The 16,852-nt window shown below is 62.5% G+C and carries 15 protein-coding genes and 1 pseudogene; 8 read left to right on the forward strand and 8 right to left on the reverse strand.

The genetic code is table 11. The annotated features are described in order from the left end of the window. Positions 1-28: 28 nt before the first annotated feature. From M653_RS0125615 to M653_RS0125640, 6 genes are all read right to left on the reverse strand, one after another. A complete protein-coding gene (locus M653_RS0125615) occupies positions 29-2,158 on the reverse strand; it encodes an ASKHA domain-containing protein (RefSeq protein ID WP_032936093.1) in 2,130 nt (709 codons plus the stop codon). Continuing rightward, a complete protein-coding gene (locus M653_RS0125620; RefSeq protein ID WP_027145888.1) occupies positions 2,109-3,083 on the reverse strand; it encodes a methyltetrahydrofolate cobalamin methyltransferase in 975 nt (324 codons plus the stop codon). The genes M653_RS0125615 and M653_RS0125620 overlap by 50 nt, the downstream gene beginning before the upstream one ends. 82 nt (positions 3,084-3,165) lie before the next feature. Then, positions 3,166-4,257, reverse strand: coding sequence for a methylenetetrahydrofolate reductase (locus tag M653_RS0125625; protein ID WP_027145889.1), 1,092 nt, complete (start codon positions 4,255-4,257; stop codon positions 3,166-3,168). Beyond that, on the reverse strand, positions 4,254-4,850 hold the full coding sequence (locus M653_RS0125630) for a methylenetetrahydrofolate reductase C-terminal domain-containing protein (protein WP_027145890.1): 597 nt from the start codon (positions 4,848-4,850) through the stop codon (positions 4,254-4,256). Before M653_RS0125630 ends, M653_RS0125625 begins: the two co-directional genes overlap by 4 nt. Further along, a complete protein-coding gene (locus M653_RS0125635; protein ID WP_027145891.1) occupies positions 4,843-5,145 on the reverse strand; it encodes a virulence factor in 303 nt (100 codons plus the stop codon). Before M653_RS0125635 ends, M653_RS0125630 begins: the two co-directional genes overlap by 8 nt. A gap of 377 nt (positions 5,146-5,522) precedes the next feature. Next, the gene (locus tag M653_RS0125640) at positions 5,523-6,098 is read right to left on the reverse strand and encodes a DUF4893 domain-containing protein (protein ID WP_027145892.1); all 576 of its coding nucleotides are present in this window, start codon (positions 6,096-6,098) and stop codon (positions 5,523-5,525) included. Between the two features lie 99 nt (positions 6,099-6,197). Here M653_RS0125640 and M653_RS0125645 point away from each other — a divergent pair, with 99 nt between their 5' ends. Next, positions 6,198-7,118, forward strand: coding sequence for an NAD(P)-dependent oxidoreductase (locus tag M653_RS0125645; protein ID WP_027145893.1), 921 nt, complete (start codon positions 6,198-6,200; stop codon positions 7,116-7,118). Positions 7,119-7,122: 4 nt separating this feature from the next. On the opposite strand, the gene M653_RS0125650 is transcribed toward M653_RS0125645, so the two are convergent. Continuing rightward, a complete protein-coding gene (locus tag M653_RS0125650; RefSeq protein WP_027145894.1) occupies positions 7,123-7,752 on the reverse strand; it encodes a DUF1638 domain-containing protein in 630 nt (209 codons plus the stop codon). A gap of 63 nt (positions 7,753-7,815) precedes the next feature. Here M653_RS0125650 and M653_RS01000000133510 point away from each other — a divergent pair, with 63 nt between their 5' ends. Then, a complete protein-coding gene (locus tag M653_RS01000000133510; RefSeq protein ID WP_032936097.1) occupies positions 7,816-7,956 on the forward strand; it encodes an entericidin A/B family lipoprotein in 141 nt (46 codons plus the stop codon). 85 nt (positions 7,957-8,041) lie between these two features. On the opposite strand, the gene M653_RS0125660 is transcribed toward M653_RS01000000133510, so the two are convergent. Further along, positions 8,042-8,740: a B12-binding domain-containing protein gene (locus tag M653_RS0125660; protein WP_027145895.1), complete on the reverse strand. Its 699-nt coding sequence runs from the start codon at positions 8,738-8,740 to the stop codon at positions 8,042-8,044. Positions 8,741-9,028: 288 nt separating this feature from the next. Between M653_RS0125660 and M653_RS0125665 the strand changes: the two genes are divergently transcribed. The 6 genes and pseudogenes from M653_RS0125665 (at position 9,029) to M653_RS0125690 (ending at position 16,405) form a co-directional block, all read left to right on the forward strand. After that, entirely contained in the window at positions 9,029-10,603 is a 1,575-nt protein-coding gene (locus M653_RS0125665) for a trimethylamine methyltransferase family protein (RefSeq protein ID WP_027145896.1), read from the forward strand. A 98-nt stretch (positions 10,604-10,701) separates the two neighbouring features. Then, entirely contained in the window at positions 10,702-11,382 is a 681-nt protein-coding gene (locus tag M653_RS0125670; RefSeq protein ID WP_027145897.1) for a 4Fe-4S dicluster domain-containing protein, read from the forward strand. A 106-nt stretch (positions 11,383-11,488) separates the two neighbouring features. Next, positions 11,489-12,225 (forward strand): annotated as a pseudogene (locus M653_RS1000000134695) (dienelactone hydrolase family protein). 104 nt (positions 12,226-12,329) lie between these two features. Next, a complete protein-coding gene (locus tag M653_RS0125680; RefSeq protein WP_027145898.1) occupies positions 12,330-13,508 on the forward strand; it encodes an NAD(P)/FAD-dependent oxidoreductase in 1,179 nt (392 codons plus the stop codon). Positions 13,509-13,631: 123 nt separating this feature from the next. After that, positions 13,632-14,192: an RNA polymerase sigma factor gene (locus M653_RS0125685; protein ID WP_027145899.1), complete on the forward strand. Its 561-nt coding sequence runs from the start codon at positions 13,632-13,634 to the stop codon at positions 14,190-14,192. A gap of 2 nt (positions 14,193-14,194) precedes the next feature. Beyond that, on the forward strand, positions 14,195-16,405 hold the full coding sequence (locus M653_RS0125690; RefSeq protein ID WP_027145900.1) for a VWA domain-containing protein: 2,211 nt from the start codon (positions 14,195-14,197) through the stop codon (positions 16,403-16,405). Positions 16,406-16,852: the final 447 nt, after the last annotated feature.

Raw genomic sequence — 16,852 nt, forward strand, 5'->3', positions numbered from 1 at the left:
TCCGATCGCAACGGCCTGAAGTGGTTTGTCAGTCGCGGCTGCGCCGTGCGGCGTGGCCTTCGCGCGAGCGCCTTCGCGGTGCTGAATCTCCGGCGATGCCATCCTCGCTCACCGTCTTGCGTGGCGGCAGTTTCACCGCCGCCGACAGTTTCGGGAACGGATCGACCTTGTTGGGCAGCGCCATGGCATAGACGAAATGCTCCTGGAATTTCGGCTCCAGCGCGGTCTCGATCTTCTCGATCTGGCTCACCGTCTCCTCGATCTCGCGACGATAGCCGCGATTGAGCAGCGCCATGCGGGCACCGGCGCCGGCGGCGTTGCCGACGGCCGAGACCTTGTCGAGATCGCAATCGGGGATAAGGCCGAGCACCATGGCGTATTTCGGATCGATGAAGGAGCCGAAGGCACCGGCGAAATGGATGCGGTCGACATGCTCGGTGTTCTGCTTTTCCATCAACAGCTTGGTGCCGGCATATAGCGCCGCCTTGGCAAGCTGGATGGCGCGTACGTCGGTCTGGGTGATGGTGATCTTGGGTTCGCCTTCCTTCAGCACGTAGGAGAAGGTGCGGCCGTTGGCGACGACGCGCGGCGAGCGCGCGGCAAGCGAACCGTCGACGACACCATCCTCCGAGATGATGCCGGTGAGATACATTTCGGCGACGATCTCGATGATGCCGGAGCCGCAAATGCCGGTGACGCCGGTCGCCTGCACGCTGTCGAGGAAGCCCGGTTCGTCGGACCACAATTCCGAGCCGATGACGCGGTATTTCGGCTCCAGTGTGTCGGGATCGATGCGCACGCGCTCGATGGCGCCGGGCGCGGCCCGCTGGCCACCGGAGATTTCGGCACCTTCGAAGGCCGGACCGGTGGGCGAGGAGGCAGCCACGACACGCGCGCGATTGCCGAGTACGATCTCGGCATTGGTGCCGACATCGACGATCAGCATCATCTCGTCCTGGCGATGCGGGCCTTCCGACAGCGTCACCGCCGCCGCATCGGCGCCGACATGGCCGGCAATGCAAGGCAGCATATAGAGGCGCGCGCCCTGGTTGAGCTTCAGCCCGATATCGGATGCCTTGATGCGCACGGCGCCCGAGACGGCAAGCGCGAAGGGGGCTCCGCCGAGCTCGGTCGGATCGATGCCGAGGAACAGGTGATGCATGATCGGATTGCCGACGAAGACGGAATCCAGGATGTCGTTGCGCTGGACATTGCCTTCCGCGCAGACCTTGTCGACGAGGCCGGAGATCGCCTCGCGCACGGCAACCGTCATGCCCTCGCGGCCATCCGGGTTCATCATCACATAGGAGACGCGGCTCATCAGATCCTCGCCAAAGCGGATCTGCGGGTTCGACGTTCCGGACGAGGCGGCGACGCGGCCCGACAGCAGCGACACCAGATGCATGGCGATGGTGGTCGAGCCGACGTCGCAGGCCAGTCCATAAGCCTCGTTCTTGAGGCCCGGCCACAGCGCGATGACGCGCGCGATGTCGCTGTCGGCATCCTTGTGGATGGCAGCGGTGGCGGTCCAGTTGCCCTTGCGCAATATGCCTTGCACCTGCGGTAGCAGATAAAAGTCGAATTCTAGGTTCTTAAAACCCCAGTCCTTCATCAGCGCGATCTTGAGACGGTCGAGATCGCCTGATGGATTGTGCATGTCGGGCTCTTCGATCTCGACATAGCACATGCGGATCGCCGTATCGCGGGCGATCACCCTGGTGTCGGCATCCTTGCGGATGGTCTGCGCGTTGATGACGGTGTCCTGCGGCACGTCGATGACGAGATCGCCGAGGATCTGCGCCGAGCAGGAGAGGCGCCGCCTTTCGGGCAGGCCGCGCACGCGTTCGTAGCGCTCTTCCTTGGGACCTTTGGGCGAGATGTGGTCGTTTGAGGAGGTGATCTTGTGCTTGGCGAAATTGCCTTCCTGCACCTCGATCTGGCAGCGCCCGCAAGTAGCACGTCCGCCGCACACGCTCTCGACATAGACGCCGAGCTGGCGCGCGGCGTCGAGCACCGGCGTGCCGACAGGGAACCGCCCGCGCTTGCCTGACGGCATGAACAGCACGAGCGGATCGGTAATGTTTGCAGGTGAATTCACGATTGCGCGCTTATCCCCGGCCCATCCGGGCTTCACGACCGCCGCGCCGGCGGCTGCCATTGCCGCCGCCTTCGCCCGGTGCATTGACCGCTGTTGGCGCCGCCACCGCGTGGCCGCCTTCGGCCGGCTTGTAATCCTTGTAGGTCTTGATCCATTTGGTGCAGTTCTCGTCGGTGCCGTTCAGCACGTTGGCGCCGCGCACGGCTTCCATTTCCTGCGGCCGCACCGGGTTCATGATCGCCGAAGTCATGCCGGCGCCGATCACCATCGGGATGAAGGCGGCGTTGATGCCGTGGCGGTGCGGAAGGCCAAACGAGATATTCGACAGGCCGCAAGTGGTGTTGACCTTGAGCTCTTCGCGCAGGCGGCGCAACAGCGCGAACACCTGGCGGCCAGCATCGCCAAGCGCCCCGATCGGCATGACCAGCGGGTCGACGACGACGTCGTGCGCCGGGATGCCGAAATCGGCGCAGCGCTGCACGATCTTCTTGGCGACGGCGAAGCGCACGTCCGGGTCCATCGAAATCCCGGTCTCGTCGTTGGAGATGGCGACGACGGGCACGTTGTATTTTTTGACCAGCGGCAGGATGGCTTCGAGTTTTTCCTCCTCGCCGGTGACGGAGTTGACCAGCGGCCGGCCCTTGGCGACCTTCAGCGCGGCCTCGATCGCGGCGCTGACGGAACTGTCGATCGACAGCGGCAGGTCGACCAGGCCCTGGACGATTTCCAGCGTCTGCACCAAAAGACCAGGTTCGGTTTCGTTCGGGTTGACCGAAGTGACGCCGGCATTGACGTCGAGCATGGTGGCGCCGCAGGCGGCCTGCTCCAGCGCGTCCTTGATGACGGTCTCGAAATTGCCAACCACCATCTCGGCGGCGAGCTTCTTGCGGCCGGTCGGGTTGATGCGTTCGCCGATCACGCAGAAGGGCTGGTCGAAGCCGATGATGATTTCTCGTGTCGCCGAGGCAACGATGGTCCGGGTCATGAAATCTCTCCGTCGTGATATAAAGAGTTCTTTATATCGTTATCTCTTGTCGATCAAGCGAATGGTGGTCGTTCCGCGCGGGTCAATGCGCGGTCTTCACCATATCCACCTGGGTTTCGGTAATCTCGTCGTGCAGGATGTGGTCCAGCCGGTCGGCGACCATCTGGTCGTCGCGGCGGATCTCACGCTTCCATGGCTGGCGGCCCTTCAGCACACCCGATTCATCGACGATCTCGGCGACATATTCCTCCTGGCGATAGGCCATCACGTGGATGCCAGAGACGCCGGGAATTTCCTTCACCTCGTTGATGATGTCGGTGCAGAGCTGCTTGCCTTCCTTCTTCTGGTCCTGGGCGCCTTCCAGCCGCTTGATGATGGCGTCAGGGATATGGATGCCTGGCACGTTGGAGCGGATCCATTTTGCCGTCTTGGCTGAAGCGAGCGGGCCGACGCCGCACAGGATGAACACCTTTTCGGTATGGCCGAGATCGCGGGCCTTCTGCATGAAGGTCTTGAACATCGGCACGTCGAAGCAGTACTGCGTCTGCACGAACTGCGCGCCGGCGGCGATCTTCTTGCCGAGATGGATCGGGCGAAAGTCGAAGGGCGGCGCGAACGGATTGACGGCAGCGCCCAGGAACAGCTGCGGCGGCGTCGTCAGCTTGCGGCCGGACAGAAACTTGCCGTTGTCACGCATGATGCGGCAGGTCTCCAGCAGCGACATGGAATCGAGATCGAACACCGGCTTGGCGCCCGGCTGGTCGCCGGCCTGCACGCCGTCGCCGGTCAGGCACAGCATGTTGGCGACGCCCATCGCAGCACCGCCCAGCACATCGCCCTGGATGGCGATACGGTTCTTGTCGCGGCAGGCGATCTGCATGATCGGGGCGTAGCCCATGCGGGTCAGCAGTGCGCAGATGCCGACCGACGACATATGGCAATTGGCGCCGGACGCATCGACCGCGTTGATGGCATCGACCCATCCGTCGAATATCTTCGCCCTGTTGTAGACATCCTCGGGATCGGCGCTGTCGGGTGGGTTGAGCTCGGTGGTCACCGCGAATTCGCCGCGCCTGAGCACACGCTCCAGCCGGCCGCGCGAGGTGTGGCCGGGCAGGGGATCGAGCGGCAAATGGATGCCGGCCGGATTTTCATCGAGCTGGCGGCCGATCATGCGGACGCTCCGGTCTTCGCGGCAGCGGCGGCTTCACGGGCTGCCGCGGCCTGCGCGGTCACCCGCAGCCAAGCCGAAGTTTCGCGCAACGACTGGTCGACCGGCTTCTGCACGGTGAGAATCCTGTCGGAGTTGACCATGTTCTGCGAACCTTCCCAGGCCTTGACCCAGACGCAGGGCATATCGGGCTCGACCTCGCAATTGCCGTTGGCGCGCACGCCGCCGCAGGGGCCGTTGCGCAACTGCTTGGGGCAATTCATCGGGCACGACATGCCGGTCGAGGACAGGATGCACTGGCCGCACATGCGGCAGTCGAACATGAAGCCCTTGACGCGCTTTTCGACGAATTTGATTGGAGCCTCGACACGGCCGTAGCCGATGCCCTTCCACAAGGGATGCAGCAGCAGGAACGTGTCGGCAAAACGGGCATAAAACCATTCAAGCAATCGCGAGTGCCGAATGGACCATAGTCTCACCGCGAACGAGCGCTGCACGCGGCGCTGCGGCGACACGTCGGCTGGCTTGTAGTCGGATTTCGGCGCGGCCTTCTTGACCAGCGTGGCCTGGGTAACCGCCGGGTTCTCGTCAGACATTTTCTTTTCCGCCCGCCTTGACCAGAGCGACCAGCCGCTCGCGGTCGTATTTCGTGTCGAGCTCGTGGAATGCTTTTTCGACCTCGGCTTCGAGATCGTCACCGACCGGAACCGGTTCGGCCTTGCGCCATTCGGCGAGATAGTCGTCAGTGCCACCGGCGCCGGTGCGCATGGCACACATGTCGATCGCCTCGGTGAAGCGCAACGGCAATTCGCGCTTGGCGTTCTGCCGGCCTTTCCTAACGATGACCTGGGCAGGGATGTCGCGCCAGTAGACGACGATAAGATCGGCCATGAATTCTCGCTCCTCGATATTCCGAGCATTGCCGCAAGCGTCGTAAGGCTGCTTGTTATGGGACGACGCGCGCGCATTCAAAAGCGACGCATTTGGATGTCGTAAAATGAAAGGCGGGTTTATTCGTTTGCGACCCATGTCGCGACGGGGGCGATGCAGCAGTAATGGCGGCGGAGTTTGCGCTGTTCCCGACGCTGGATGCGTTACCAGATGCCGGTTCTCAGCCCTGTCCAGACGTAGAGCCAGATCGTTGGGTGGTACCATTGTTTCGATGGCACCCCTGGATCGAACGTCGCGACGCTGCCATTGATCTTGCCATGCTCCAAGGACCGGCTGATGTGGCCGGCCGGAAGCCTACCAGGGCATGAAGACCCCGGTCAGCGCTTGAACTCCATGATGTCGAGCTTCGATTCGTAGTAGGGGGCGGGGAATTCGATGCGCCATTCCTTGGCGCTGTTGCGGAAGGCGTAACCGACCTGGTCGGTTTGCGGACCGCTGCCATAGGGCTTTGCCCGGTCGTCGTTGACGGAGCCGGAGCCAAGATAGATCGAGCGCTTGTCGCCATCGTCGAAGAAGCGGCCCTGGGTGCGCTGCGAACCGCTGATCTTTTCCAGCCGCCAACCGGAGCCATCATCAGTGACCCTGCATTTGAACCAGCCATAGATGACGAGCGGGCCCGGTCCGCCGACCTTGATCGTGCGGCACCGCCAATTGCCAGTGAGATCCTTGTCGGAGAAGGCGACCAGCGGCTTGCCCAGCAGCGCGTCGAGCTGCTTGACCTCGGCGGGGGNNCCCGCCGTTGCCTCGGCGAGCGCCGCCTTGCGGGTGTCGCCATATTTGTCGAGCCGCGCCTTATCGGCGGCGGTGATCAGTTTCTGCACCTGGCCGTCGGCAAGGGCGGGCAAAGTGCAGCAGAGCAGGCCGACAACGGCAAGCAAGGGGCGGAGGTTCATCAAAGGATTCCCTGTTTTGTCTGGGGCATAACTTACCGGGTCGCTGGCGCCTGTCATCCGTGCTTAACAGCGTCACGGTCGAAATTCATGGTGTGACGAATGCGAATCTTGCTTACGGGGTCGTCGGGTTGGCTGGGAAGCGCGTTGGCGCCGCTCTTGCGCGGGATTGGACATGAGGTGATCGGGATCGATCCCGTTCCATCGGCCGAAACGCGGATCGTCGGTTCGATTGCCGACAGCGATCTCGTCATGCGTGCCGTCGGGGAAAACCGGATAGACGCCATCATTCACAGCGGTGCGCTGCACAAGCCCAACATAGAAAGCCACGCCAACAGCGATTTCATCGCGGCCAATGTGCAAGGCACGCTAAACCTGCTCGACGCGGCGGTGGCGGCCAATGTGCAACGCTTCGTCTTCACGTCAACGACCTCGCTGATGATCTCGCAGGCGATACGCGACGGCTTCAAGGGTGGTGCGCGCAAGGCGGCATGGCTGACGGAGGCGATGTCGCCCGAGCCGCGCAACATCTATGGGGTGACCAAGCTCTCCGCCGAGCATCTCTGCCGTCTCTACCACCTCCGGCACGGGCTGCCGGTGGTGGTGCTGCGCACGGCACGTTTCTTCCCCGAGCCCGACGACATGGCGCATGCGATCGAGCAGTCGGACGCCAACACCAAGGCGAACGAACTGCTGTTTCGGCGGCTGACGGTGGACGACGCGGCGCAGGCGCATGTCGCGGCATTGGAGAAGGCACCGGAGCTCGGCTTCGACATCTTCATCGTCTGTGCGCCAACGCCGTTCCAGCCCGACGATTGCGCCGACTTGATCGCCGACGCTCCATCGGTGGTGGCGCGTTATTTTCCCGGATTTCCGGCACTTTATGCGCGCAAAGGCTGGACGATGTTTTCCTCGATCGACCGGGTCTATGACGCGTCACGGGCGAGGGACAGGCTGGGCTTTGCCTGCAGGACAAGTTTTGCCGACGTGTTGGCGGCGCTGGCGGCCGAAGACGGGACCTGAGCCGTCAGGCGTTCGCGGCCGCCCGCGCCAGGCCTGGCGTCAGGTCGCCAAAACCGGTGGAGCGGCGCTCATAGGCAAGGCCAAGCAGGGCGGCGGCCTTTTCCGCGACCTTGTCGAGCTCCGGATCATCGGTCTGCGCGAGATAGATCAGCTTCTGGTAGTTGCCGAAATAGTCCTTGATCAGCTCCGGGTGCTTGTCCAGGCCGAGCGGCTTCATGAAGAAGGCATCGAATTGACGGCACAGGAAGTCCGTCATGTAGAACGACATCATGTCGTCGTCGCCGACCTTGTCGTAGGCCTCCATGCCTTGATAGAAGGCGAAGCAATGCGGGCCGGCCATGCGCTCGACGCCATGCTTCTCCAACACGCGGTCAAGCAGGCCGCCAGTGCCGCAATCGGCATAGCCGACGAAGATGTGCTCGTAACCCTCCGCTTTGGCCTTTTCGATCGCCTTGTCCATGGCCGGCGCGATGCGGTCGGGATAGAAATGAAATTCCGCCGGCAAACACGTCAATTCGAGGTGATCCAGCCCGAGCCGTTCCTTGACGGCCAACACCTCGCGCGCAATCATCCCGCAGGCGATGACGAGCAGCCTGTCGCTTTGATTCGGTTTCGTTTTCTGTGTTTTGGCCATGAGATCAGTCAAGCCGAGCTTCGTTGCTGTAAGCTAATTTATCTATTGAGGGAGATACCGTCCATGAACCTGCTACGCATCGCACCGATTGCCATTCTTGCCTGCGTCCTGGCCCTTACGGCTTGCGCGAACACCGTCCGCGGCGTCGGCAAGGACGTCAAATCGACGGCCAGGGCGGTCAAGGACACCGTCACCAAGCCCTGATCCGCGAGCGGCCTTCCCATCATCTGGGAACAAAAAAGCCGCGCTGCAAGGCGCGGCTTCTTTTTCGTCGTCCTGATGCCTTGGATCAGGCCGAAGCACGCACGTTGTGCTTGCGCTTCATAAAGTCCTTCGCGGTCTCGACCGCCACCGCGGCGTCGCGGCAATAGGCGTCGGCGCCGACGGCCTTGCCGAATTCCTCGTTGAGCGGCGCGCCGCCAACCAGCACGACAAAGTCGTCGCGAATGCCCTTTTCCTTCATCGTGTCGATGACGACCTTCATATAGGGCATGGTGGTGGTGAGCAGCGCCGACATGCCGATGATGTCGGGCTGGTGCTGCTCGATCGCATCGAGATACTTCTCGACCGCGTTGTTGATGCCGAGGTCGATGACGTCGAAGCCAGCACCCTCCATCATCATGCCGACGAGGTTCTTGCCGATGTCGTGGATGTCGCCCTTGACGGTGCCGATCACCATCTTGCCCTGTTTCGGCGCGCCGGTGGCGGCGAGCAGAGGGCGCAGGATGAACATGCCGGCCTTCATGGCATTGGCCGACAACAGCACCTCGGGAACGAACAGGATGCCGTCGCGAAAATCCTCGCCGACGATACGCATGCCCTCGACCAGCGCCTCGGTCAGCACCTTGTAGGGCACCCAGCCGCGATCGAGCAGGATGCGCGTGCCTTCCTCGATTTCTTCCTTCAGACCGTCATAGAGATCGTCGTGCATCTGCTGCACCAACTCGTCGTCGGAAAGTTCGGAAAGGATGATCTCGTCGTCGGACATTTTAATCCAGCTCCTCACGGCATCGCGACTGTGTCGCAAGGCACAAAATAATGGCGTTCATACCTAACCCGCAACGGGCGGGTATCCATAGCTGATTTGCGACTTCCCGCAAAAGGAAAGCGACTGGAAAATCTATCGGATTTCTTGTCGATTTTGCGACAGGCGTTGGCGCGGACGGGCCGTTTCGAATAGGGTGCTTGGCTACGATCCGGCGAAAGCCGCGCCATGCGGCCGCAACGGTTACGGACCGGCCATAGTCAGGCAGGCCATATTCAGGAAAGAGCGATCATGAGCGAACACGCGGCAGTCGACCAGGAAGCGTCAAACGCGCGGCGTGGGCGCGGCGCCAGCGGCGGAGCGGCGGCAAGGCGCGCGGCGCGTTCCGGCGGCGGCCCCGGCACACAGCTCACCTACATCAAGCGCAAGATCAACGTCTACGAGGTGCTGAACGAGGAAGGCCTGGCGCTGATCGAGAAGAACACCGACACGGTGCTGGAAGAGATCGGCATTATTTTCCGCGATGACGCGGAAGCGTTGCAGCTGTGGAAAGAGGCCGGCGCCGACGTCAAGGGCGAGCGCGTGCATTTTCCCAAGGGGCTCTGCCGTTCGCTCCTGAAGACCGCGCCCTCCATCTACACCCAGCATGCCCGCAATTCAGAACGCTCGGTGCAGATCGGCGGCAATGCGACCGTGTTCGCGCCGGTATATGGTCCGCCCTTCGTGCGCGATCTCGACGGCGTCAGGCGCTATGCGACGATCGAGGATTTCCAGAATTTCGTGAAGCTCGCCTATATGGCGCCGTCGATCCACCATTCGGGCGGCACGGTGTGCGAGCCGGTCGACGTGCCGGTCAACAAGCGCCATCTCGACATGGTCTACGCTCACATCAAATATTCCGACAAGCCGTTCATGGGTTCGGTGACCGCGCCGGAGCGCGCCGAGGATACGGTAGCGATGGCCAAGCTCGTCTTCGGCGACGACTTCGTCGAGAACAACACGGTGCTGACCAGCCTGATCAACGCCAACTCGCCGATGGTGTTCGACGAGACCATGCTTGGCGCCCTGAAGGTCTATTCGCGGCATAACCAGGCCTGCATCGTCACGCCGTTCATCCTGGCCGGCGCGATGAGCCCGGTGACGGTCGCCGGCACGCTGACGCAGGTGCTGGCCGAAGTGCTGGCCGGCGCATCGTTCACGCAGCTGATCCGGCCAGGCGCGCCGGTGCTGTTCGGCACCTTCGCCTCTTCGATCTCCATGCAGTCGGGCGCGCCGACCTTCGGCACGCCGGAGCCGTCGCTGGTCTCCTATGGCGCGGCGCAACTCGCACGCCGTCTCGGCTTGCCGTTCCGCACCGGCGGCTCGCTCTGCGCTTCGAAAGTCCCGGACGCGCAGGCAGCCTATGAGAGCGCCAACACGCTGAACTCGACCATTCTCGCCGGCACCAATTTCGTGCTGCATTCGGCTGGCTGGCTCGAAGGCGGATTGGCGTCCTGCTACGAAAAATTCATGATGGATATCGACCAGCTCGGCATGACCCAAAAATTCTCCGAAGGCGTCGATCTTTCGGAAAACGGCCAGGCGATGGACGCCATCCGCCAGGTCGGTCCGGGCAGCCATTATCTCGGTTGCGACCACACCCAGGCCAATTTCCAGACCGCCTTCTACCGCTCGTCGATCGCCGACAACAACTCCTATGAGCAGTGGCTGGCCGAGGGTCAGAAGACCGCGCCGCAGCGCGCCAATGATCTGGCGCGGCGCTGGCTGGAAAGCTATGAGGCGCCGCACCTTGATGAAGGCATCGACGAAGCCCTGAAGGACTTCATCGCCAAGAAGAAGGGGTCGATGCCCGACGCCTTCACCTGAAAGGAGCCCGAGTCAGGCGGGGCTAAAGTCGCCAACATCATCCACAAGGAAGTCTGGCGGAGCGCCTTCTCCGATCCGGACAAGAAGGGATGATTTGCGTGCGCGGCATGATCGAGGAGATCACGGCCGCGCTTGGCGCCAACGGCCTCATCCTGCGTGGCGGCTTTCTTTTTCCCCCTCACGACGGTGCCCCTAATGGCGTCTCGGGCGCGCCGGCAAAGTGCGTCCTGCTGGTAGGGCAGGCGGGTGCGGCACCCTGGCCGCATTTCCTGCGCTGGCGGCGGCAGCAGCCAAAGGTGATCGCCAATCCTCTCGACACCTGGTCGCGGCAGGTGATTGGCGCTGTGGCAGAAAAGTTTGGCGCGCGCGCCGTTTCGCCGTCCGACAAACCTTTCCTGCCGTTCCAGCAATGGGCTGTTCGGGCGGAGGGGCTGAGGCCGTCGCCGCTCGGCATCCTCATGCACCCGCAATATGGGCTGTGGCATGCCTATCGCGGCGCGTTGCTGTTCGAGGAGGAGGTAGCGCTTCCGGAGCCTGGCGGGGCGATCCATCTCTGCGACACATGCGTCGACAAACCCTGTCTGAAATCCTGTCCGGTCGATGCCTATTCCACGGAAGGGTTCGCCTACCAGCCCTGCCTGGCGCATGTGCGCGGGGCGAATGGCGGGTCGTGCCGCACTGGTGGTTGCCTTGACCGCAATGCCTGCCCGTATGGCACAAGCTACCGCTATCCGGCAGAGGTTCAGGCCTTCCATATGGCTGCATTCGCTGGTCTTTAGCGCGTCACGCGATCCCACGAAATGTTGACTGGCGGGTTCAGGCAAACCGCCTTGCCGTGGCCGCTTGCGCGGATATGTATCGCCCATCTGATCAACGGAGCAGGCAATGGCGAAGCAGGACCTTCAGATCAAGACCCGTGACGGCGTGGCGAAGGCTGGCCTGTTCCGCTCGGCCAAGGTCTCTCCGGCCAAGGCCGGTGTCATCCTCTACCAGGACGCCTTCGGTCCACGGCCGGCGCTTAACCAAATGGCCGAACGGCTGGCGGGCGAGGGCTATGCGGTGCTGCTGCCCGACCTCTTCTATCGCAATGCGCCTTACGGGCCGTTCGACGCCAAGACCGCCTTCACCGAGGAAAAGACCAAGGCGGCACTGATGGCCCTGGTCACCGGCACGACGCAAGAGATGACCATCAGCGACAGCGGCGCGTTTCTCGAGGCAATGTCCGCCGAAGGCGTGACAGGGCCGATCGGCACTGTCGGTTATTGCATGGGCGGCGCGCGGGCGCTCAACGCCGCTGCGACGTATCCAGACACGATCAAGGCCGCCGCCAGTTTCCATGGCGGCAATCTTGCCAGCGATGCCGCCGACAGCCCGCACCGCAAGGCGGCTTCCATCAAGGCCCGCGTCTATGTCGGTATGGCGGCGTCGACCGGAGCTTTCCGCCGGAGCAGTCGATGCGGCTGGAAGAGGCACTGCGGAATGCTGAAGTCGACCGTTTGATCGAGAATTATGTCGGCATGGCACATGGCTGGTGCGTGCCCGACCATGGTGTCTTCAATGCAGCCGGTGCCGAGCGGCATTGGAAGCGATTGACTGACCTGTTAGCCGAAACGCTGGTCTGAGCCTTCGCCACCTGTTGGCCGCGCGGCACATTGGAGGTATCAGGGCCGAATGAGCGGCTCGCCCGGCTAGTGCGGCGCGGGGTCATGCGGGAACGATCAGCCTGATGCAATCCTATGATGTCGTGATCATCGGCGCCGGCGCCGCCGGAATGATGTGCGCCGTGGAGGCCGCCAAGCGCGGCCGTTCCGTGCTGATCCTCGATCATGCGGCGGCACCTGGCGAAAAGATCCGTATCTCCGGCGGCGGCCGGTGCAATTTCACCAACATCCATACGAGCCCGAAGAATTTTATCTCGAGGAATCCGCATTTCTGCATCTCGGCGCTCAGCCGCTATACGCAACGCGACTTCATCGCGCTCGTCGAACGCCACGGCATTGCCTATCACGAGAAGACACTGGGACAGCTGTTTTGTGACGGCTCCGCGCGGCAGATCATCGACATGCTGGTCTCGGAAATGCGTGGCAGGGGCGCCGAGCTGGTATTGTCGACCCGCGTTGAGACTGTCAGCAAAACCGAGCAAGGGTTCGAACTCACGCTCTCCACCGGCGCGGTCTCTTGCCAGTCCCTGGTCGTGGCCTGTGGTGGCAAGTCGATCCCCAAGATGGGCGCGACGGGCTTCGGCTACGAGCTTGCCGAACGGTTTGGCCTTGCAATCGTCGAAACACGGCCCGCCCTGGTGCCGCTGACCTTCGATGCAAAGACGCTTGAGCGGCTTTCGCCCCTGGCCGGGAACGCCGTCGACGCCGAGATTGCCTGCGGCAAGACGCGGTTTTCCGAGGCGATGCTGTTCACGCATCGCGGTGTCAGCGGGCCATCCATCCTGCAAATCTCCTCCTATTGGCGCGAGGGTGATGAAATCCGCATCGCCATGCTGCCGGGCGTGGATGTGGCTGAGCTCGTCCGCGCCGCCAAGCGTGACAATGGCCGGCAAGCGGTGCAGACCGTGCTGGCAAATCATTTGCCGAAACGGCTGGCCCAGGGGATAGCCGAGCGAACCGGGCTCGACGGCAATGTTGCCGATCTTTCGGAGGTCCAGATCAAAACCGTCGAGGCCGCGGTCAACGACTGGCGCATCAAGCCAGCCGGTTCGGAAGGCTACCGGACGGCCGAAGTGACGCTTGGCGGGGTAGACACCAATGGCCTCGACCAGAAGACCATGCAGGCGAAATCGATACCTGGTCTGTTCTTCATCGGCGAAGTCATCGACGTTACCGGCTGGCTCGGCGGCTATAATTTCCAATGGGCGTGGTCGTCAGGCTGGGCGGCGGGCCAGGCGTGTTGATATTCTGGTGGGGCCGGCCTGCCCTGAATCTCAACCCGCCCCCAGGTGCAAGAGTCCCAATTCGAAAAAAATCTTTCCATCACCCCAAGGATTAGCCATTAGCCTTCGTCCAACAGGCAAATGATGGCGATGATGCTGGATGAGAGCGAAGCCTCCGACGCCGAGCTGATCGGGCGGGCGAAGGGCGGAGACAAGGGGGCCTTCGGCAAGTTGCTGGAGCGTCACTACGACTTCGTCTATCGCGCCGCCTATCGCTGGTGCGGCAGGAAGGCGGATGCCGAGGACATCGCCCAGGAAGTCTGCATCCGGCTCGGCAAGGCGATCCGCGACTATCGCGGCGGCGGCGCCTTCACGACATGGCTCTATGCCATGACGATGAACGCCGCGCGCGACCTGATGCGCAAGACCGCGCGCGAGACCGTCAAGACCGAGGCCTATGGCGTCCATGCGCTGATTTCGGGCGGGGCCCCGGCCGAGAGCGAAGACCCCGCCGAGGCGCTGTGGGCGGCGGTGCGGCAATTGCCCGACAAGCAGCGCGATGCCGTGATGCTTGTCTATGGCGAAGGTTTGAGCCACGCGGCCGCCGCCGAGGCGATGGCGATCTCGGAGACGACGGTTTCCTGGCACATCCATGAAGCGAAGAAACGGCTGAAGACAGTGATGCGTTCAGCCGGGGAAGTGTGACCATGGTCGACGACAACGAACTCAGAAAGCTGCGCGACGCAGCAATACCGGCGCCCGGCGAGAGCGCGAAGGCGCGCGCCTTCGAGGCCGCCCTGCGCGCCTATGACCAGCAGAATATTTCCGCCGTCACCCAAGGATCGGTCGGCGGCCTTCGTCTCACAGAGCGAGCACGAAAGCTCTGGAGCGAGATCATGCAAAAGAAACTCATTGCCACGCCGGCCATCGCTGGGCTCGTCGCCCTGCCGATCGCCGGATACGCCACCTTCCATATGCTGAGGGAACAGCCGTCGCCGTTCGGCGGCGACGAGAAGATCACCGAGACGCTGGCCGACAAGCCGGCGACGCTGAAGCCATTGACCAAGCAGGCACCGGGAGATCAGGCCGTCAACGAGCCGACCGTGACCACCGCGCCGGCCAAGGACAAGAAGGTCAGCGCGGATGTGGAAGATCGCGATGCCAGCGACGCCCTTGCGTCGGCCGCGCCGCCGAAATCCGAATCGACTGTCGCCGGTGGCGCAGCACAACCGAACGCGCCGGTAAGCCCCACTTTATCGTCGAGGCTTGACCTGAAGACCTACAGCGGCAAGGAGGTTGAGTCTGGGACTTTGCCAGCCTCCAGGCCGGCGCCTGCACCCACCGGTGAAGTTTCACGGGAGAGTACCGGTCTCATGCCAAGCGCGCCCAATGCCGCGCGGGCCAATCGCGTCCAGGGAGCTGAGTCCAAGCTTGTGGCCCCGCAGCAGCCGGCGGCCATCCCGGCCGACCAGATCGCGCCGCAGGAGGAAAACCGCGACCGAGTCCAGGATTTCAAGACCAATCCGGTGCACGCCGCATTGGAAGACCCGGTCTCGACCTTCTCGATCGATGTCGACACCGCTTCCTATTCCTTCGTGCGCGGCTCACTGAAGCAGGGATACCTGCCGCTGGCCGATACTGTCCGCGTCGAGGAGATGATCAATTACTTCCCCTATGACTGGAAGGGGCCGGACTCGGCATCGACGCCGTTCAACTCGACAGTCAGCGTCATGCCGACGCCGTGGAACACGCACACCAAGCTGATGCATGTCGCCATCAAGGGTTTCGACATCAAGCCGACCGAGCAGCCGAAGGCCAATTTGGTCTTCCTGATCGACGTGTCGGGCTCGATGGACGAACCGGACAAGCTGCCGCTGCTCAAGTCGGCATTCCGGCTGCTGGTCAGCAAGCTGAAGACCGACGACACCATCTCGATCGTCACCTATGCGGGTGACGCCGGCACCGTGCTGATGCCGACAAAGGTTGCCGAGAAGGACAAGATCCTCAATGCCATCGATAATCTGCAACCCGGTGGCTCGACGGCAGGTGAGGCCGGCATCAAGGAAGCCTATAAGCTTGCTCAGCAGTCCTTCATCAAGGACGGCGTCAACCGGGTGATGCTTGCCACCGACGGCGACTTCAATGTCGGCCAGACCGATGACGACGACCTGAAGCGGCTGATCGAGAGCGAGCGCAAGACCGGCGTGTTCCTGTCGGTGTTCGGCTTCGGCCGCGGCAATCTGAACGATGAAATGATGCAGACCATTGCCCAGAACGGCAACGGCACCGCCGCCTATATCGACACGCTGGCCGAGGCCGAGAAGGTGCTGGTCGAGGATGCTTCCTCGACGTTGTTCACCATCGCCAAGGATGTGAAGATCCAGGTCGAGTTCAACCCGGACAAGGTCTCCGAATATCGACTGATCGGCTACGAGACCCGGGCGCTCAACCGCGAGGATTTCAACAATGACCGCGTCGATGCCGGCGATATCGGCTCGGGCCATTCGGTCACCGCGATCTATGAGATCACGCCCAAGGGCGGTGGTGGCGAGCAGATCGATCCGCTACGCTATGGCCAGGCCATGGTGAACAATGGCGGCGTTGCCAATGCGGACGAATATGCCTTCGTCAAGATCCGCTACAAGCTGCCGAACGAGGACGTCTCGAAGCTGATCACTACGCCGGTGACCTCGGCCAACGAGGTGGCGTCCTTCGACCAGGCGAGCACCGATCAGCGTTTCTCCGTCGCGGTGGCGGCCTTCGGCCAAAAGCTGCGCGACGAGGATGCGACCGCGAAGTTCGGCTACGACAAGATCATGGAGATTGCCACTGCCGCCCGAGGAGCCGACCCGTTTGGGTACAGGTCCGAGTTCCTTTCGCTTGTGCGCCTTGCCTCGGCGCTGGGCGGCAACCGGTAGTGGCGATGAAGGCCGGTTTCTTTCAGATGATGGGATCGTTCTGATAACCGGCCCACGGGCGGGTGAGGCAGGCCGGCGAGGAATACTTTCCCTTGCCGGCCTTTTTTTCGGATCTGTCGATATTCAGGTGATGCCGGCCTGCAAACAGTGTCTTCCTGCGCTTCCGGTGCTCATATGTGGACGGCCCCCTGCTTGCAAGGTTTTGGCTGAAGATGATTTGATCGGATCGCTTGCGCTCATATGTCCGGCCTTTTGCGCGCGGATATGTGAGCGCTGGCCTAGATGGGCTTCACGGATAGCGAGTTCCAAACACGTACACGACATTGACTGCCAGTGAGCACCTCGGAGTGTCTCGCTCGTCCCGGTTCGACCGGTCACACCATCTTCTCCTCTGCTTGCAAGTTCCGGCCTTCAGTGTCGAGCGTGCGCTCGGCACCGAACTCTTAA

Origin of the sequence: Mesorhizobium sp. WSM3626, assembly GCF_000513935.1 — a bacterium.
Taxonomy (GTDB): domain Bacteria; phylum Pseudomonadota; class Alphaproteobacteria; order Rhizobiales; family Rhizobiaceae; genus Mesorhizobium; species Mesorhizobium salmacidum.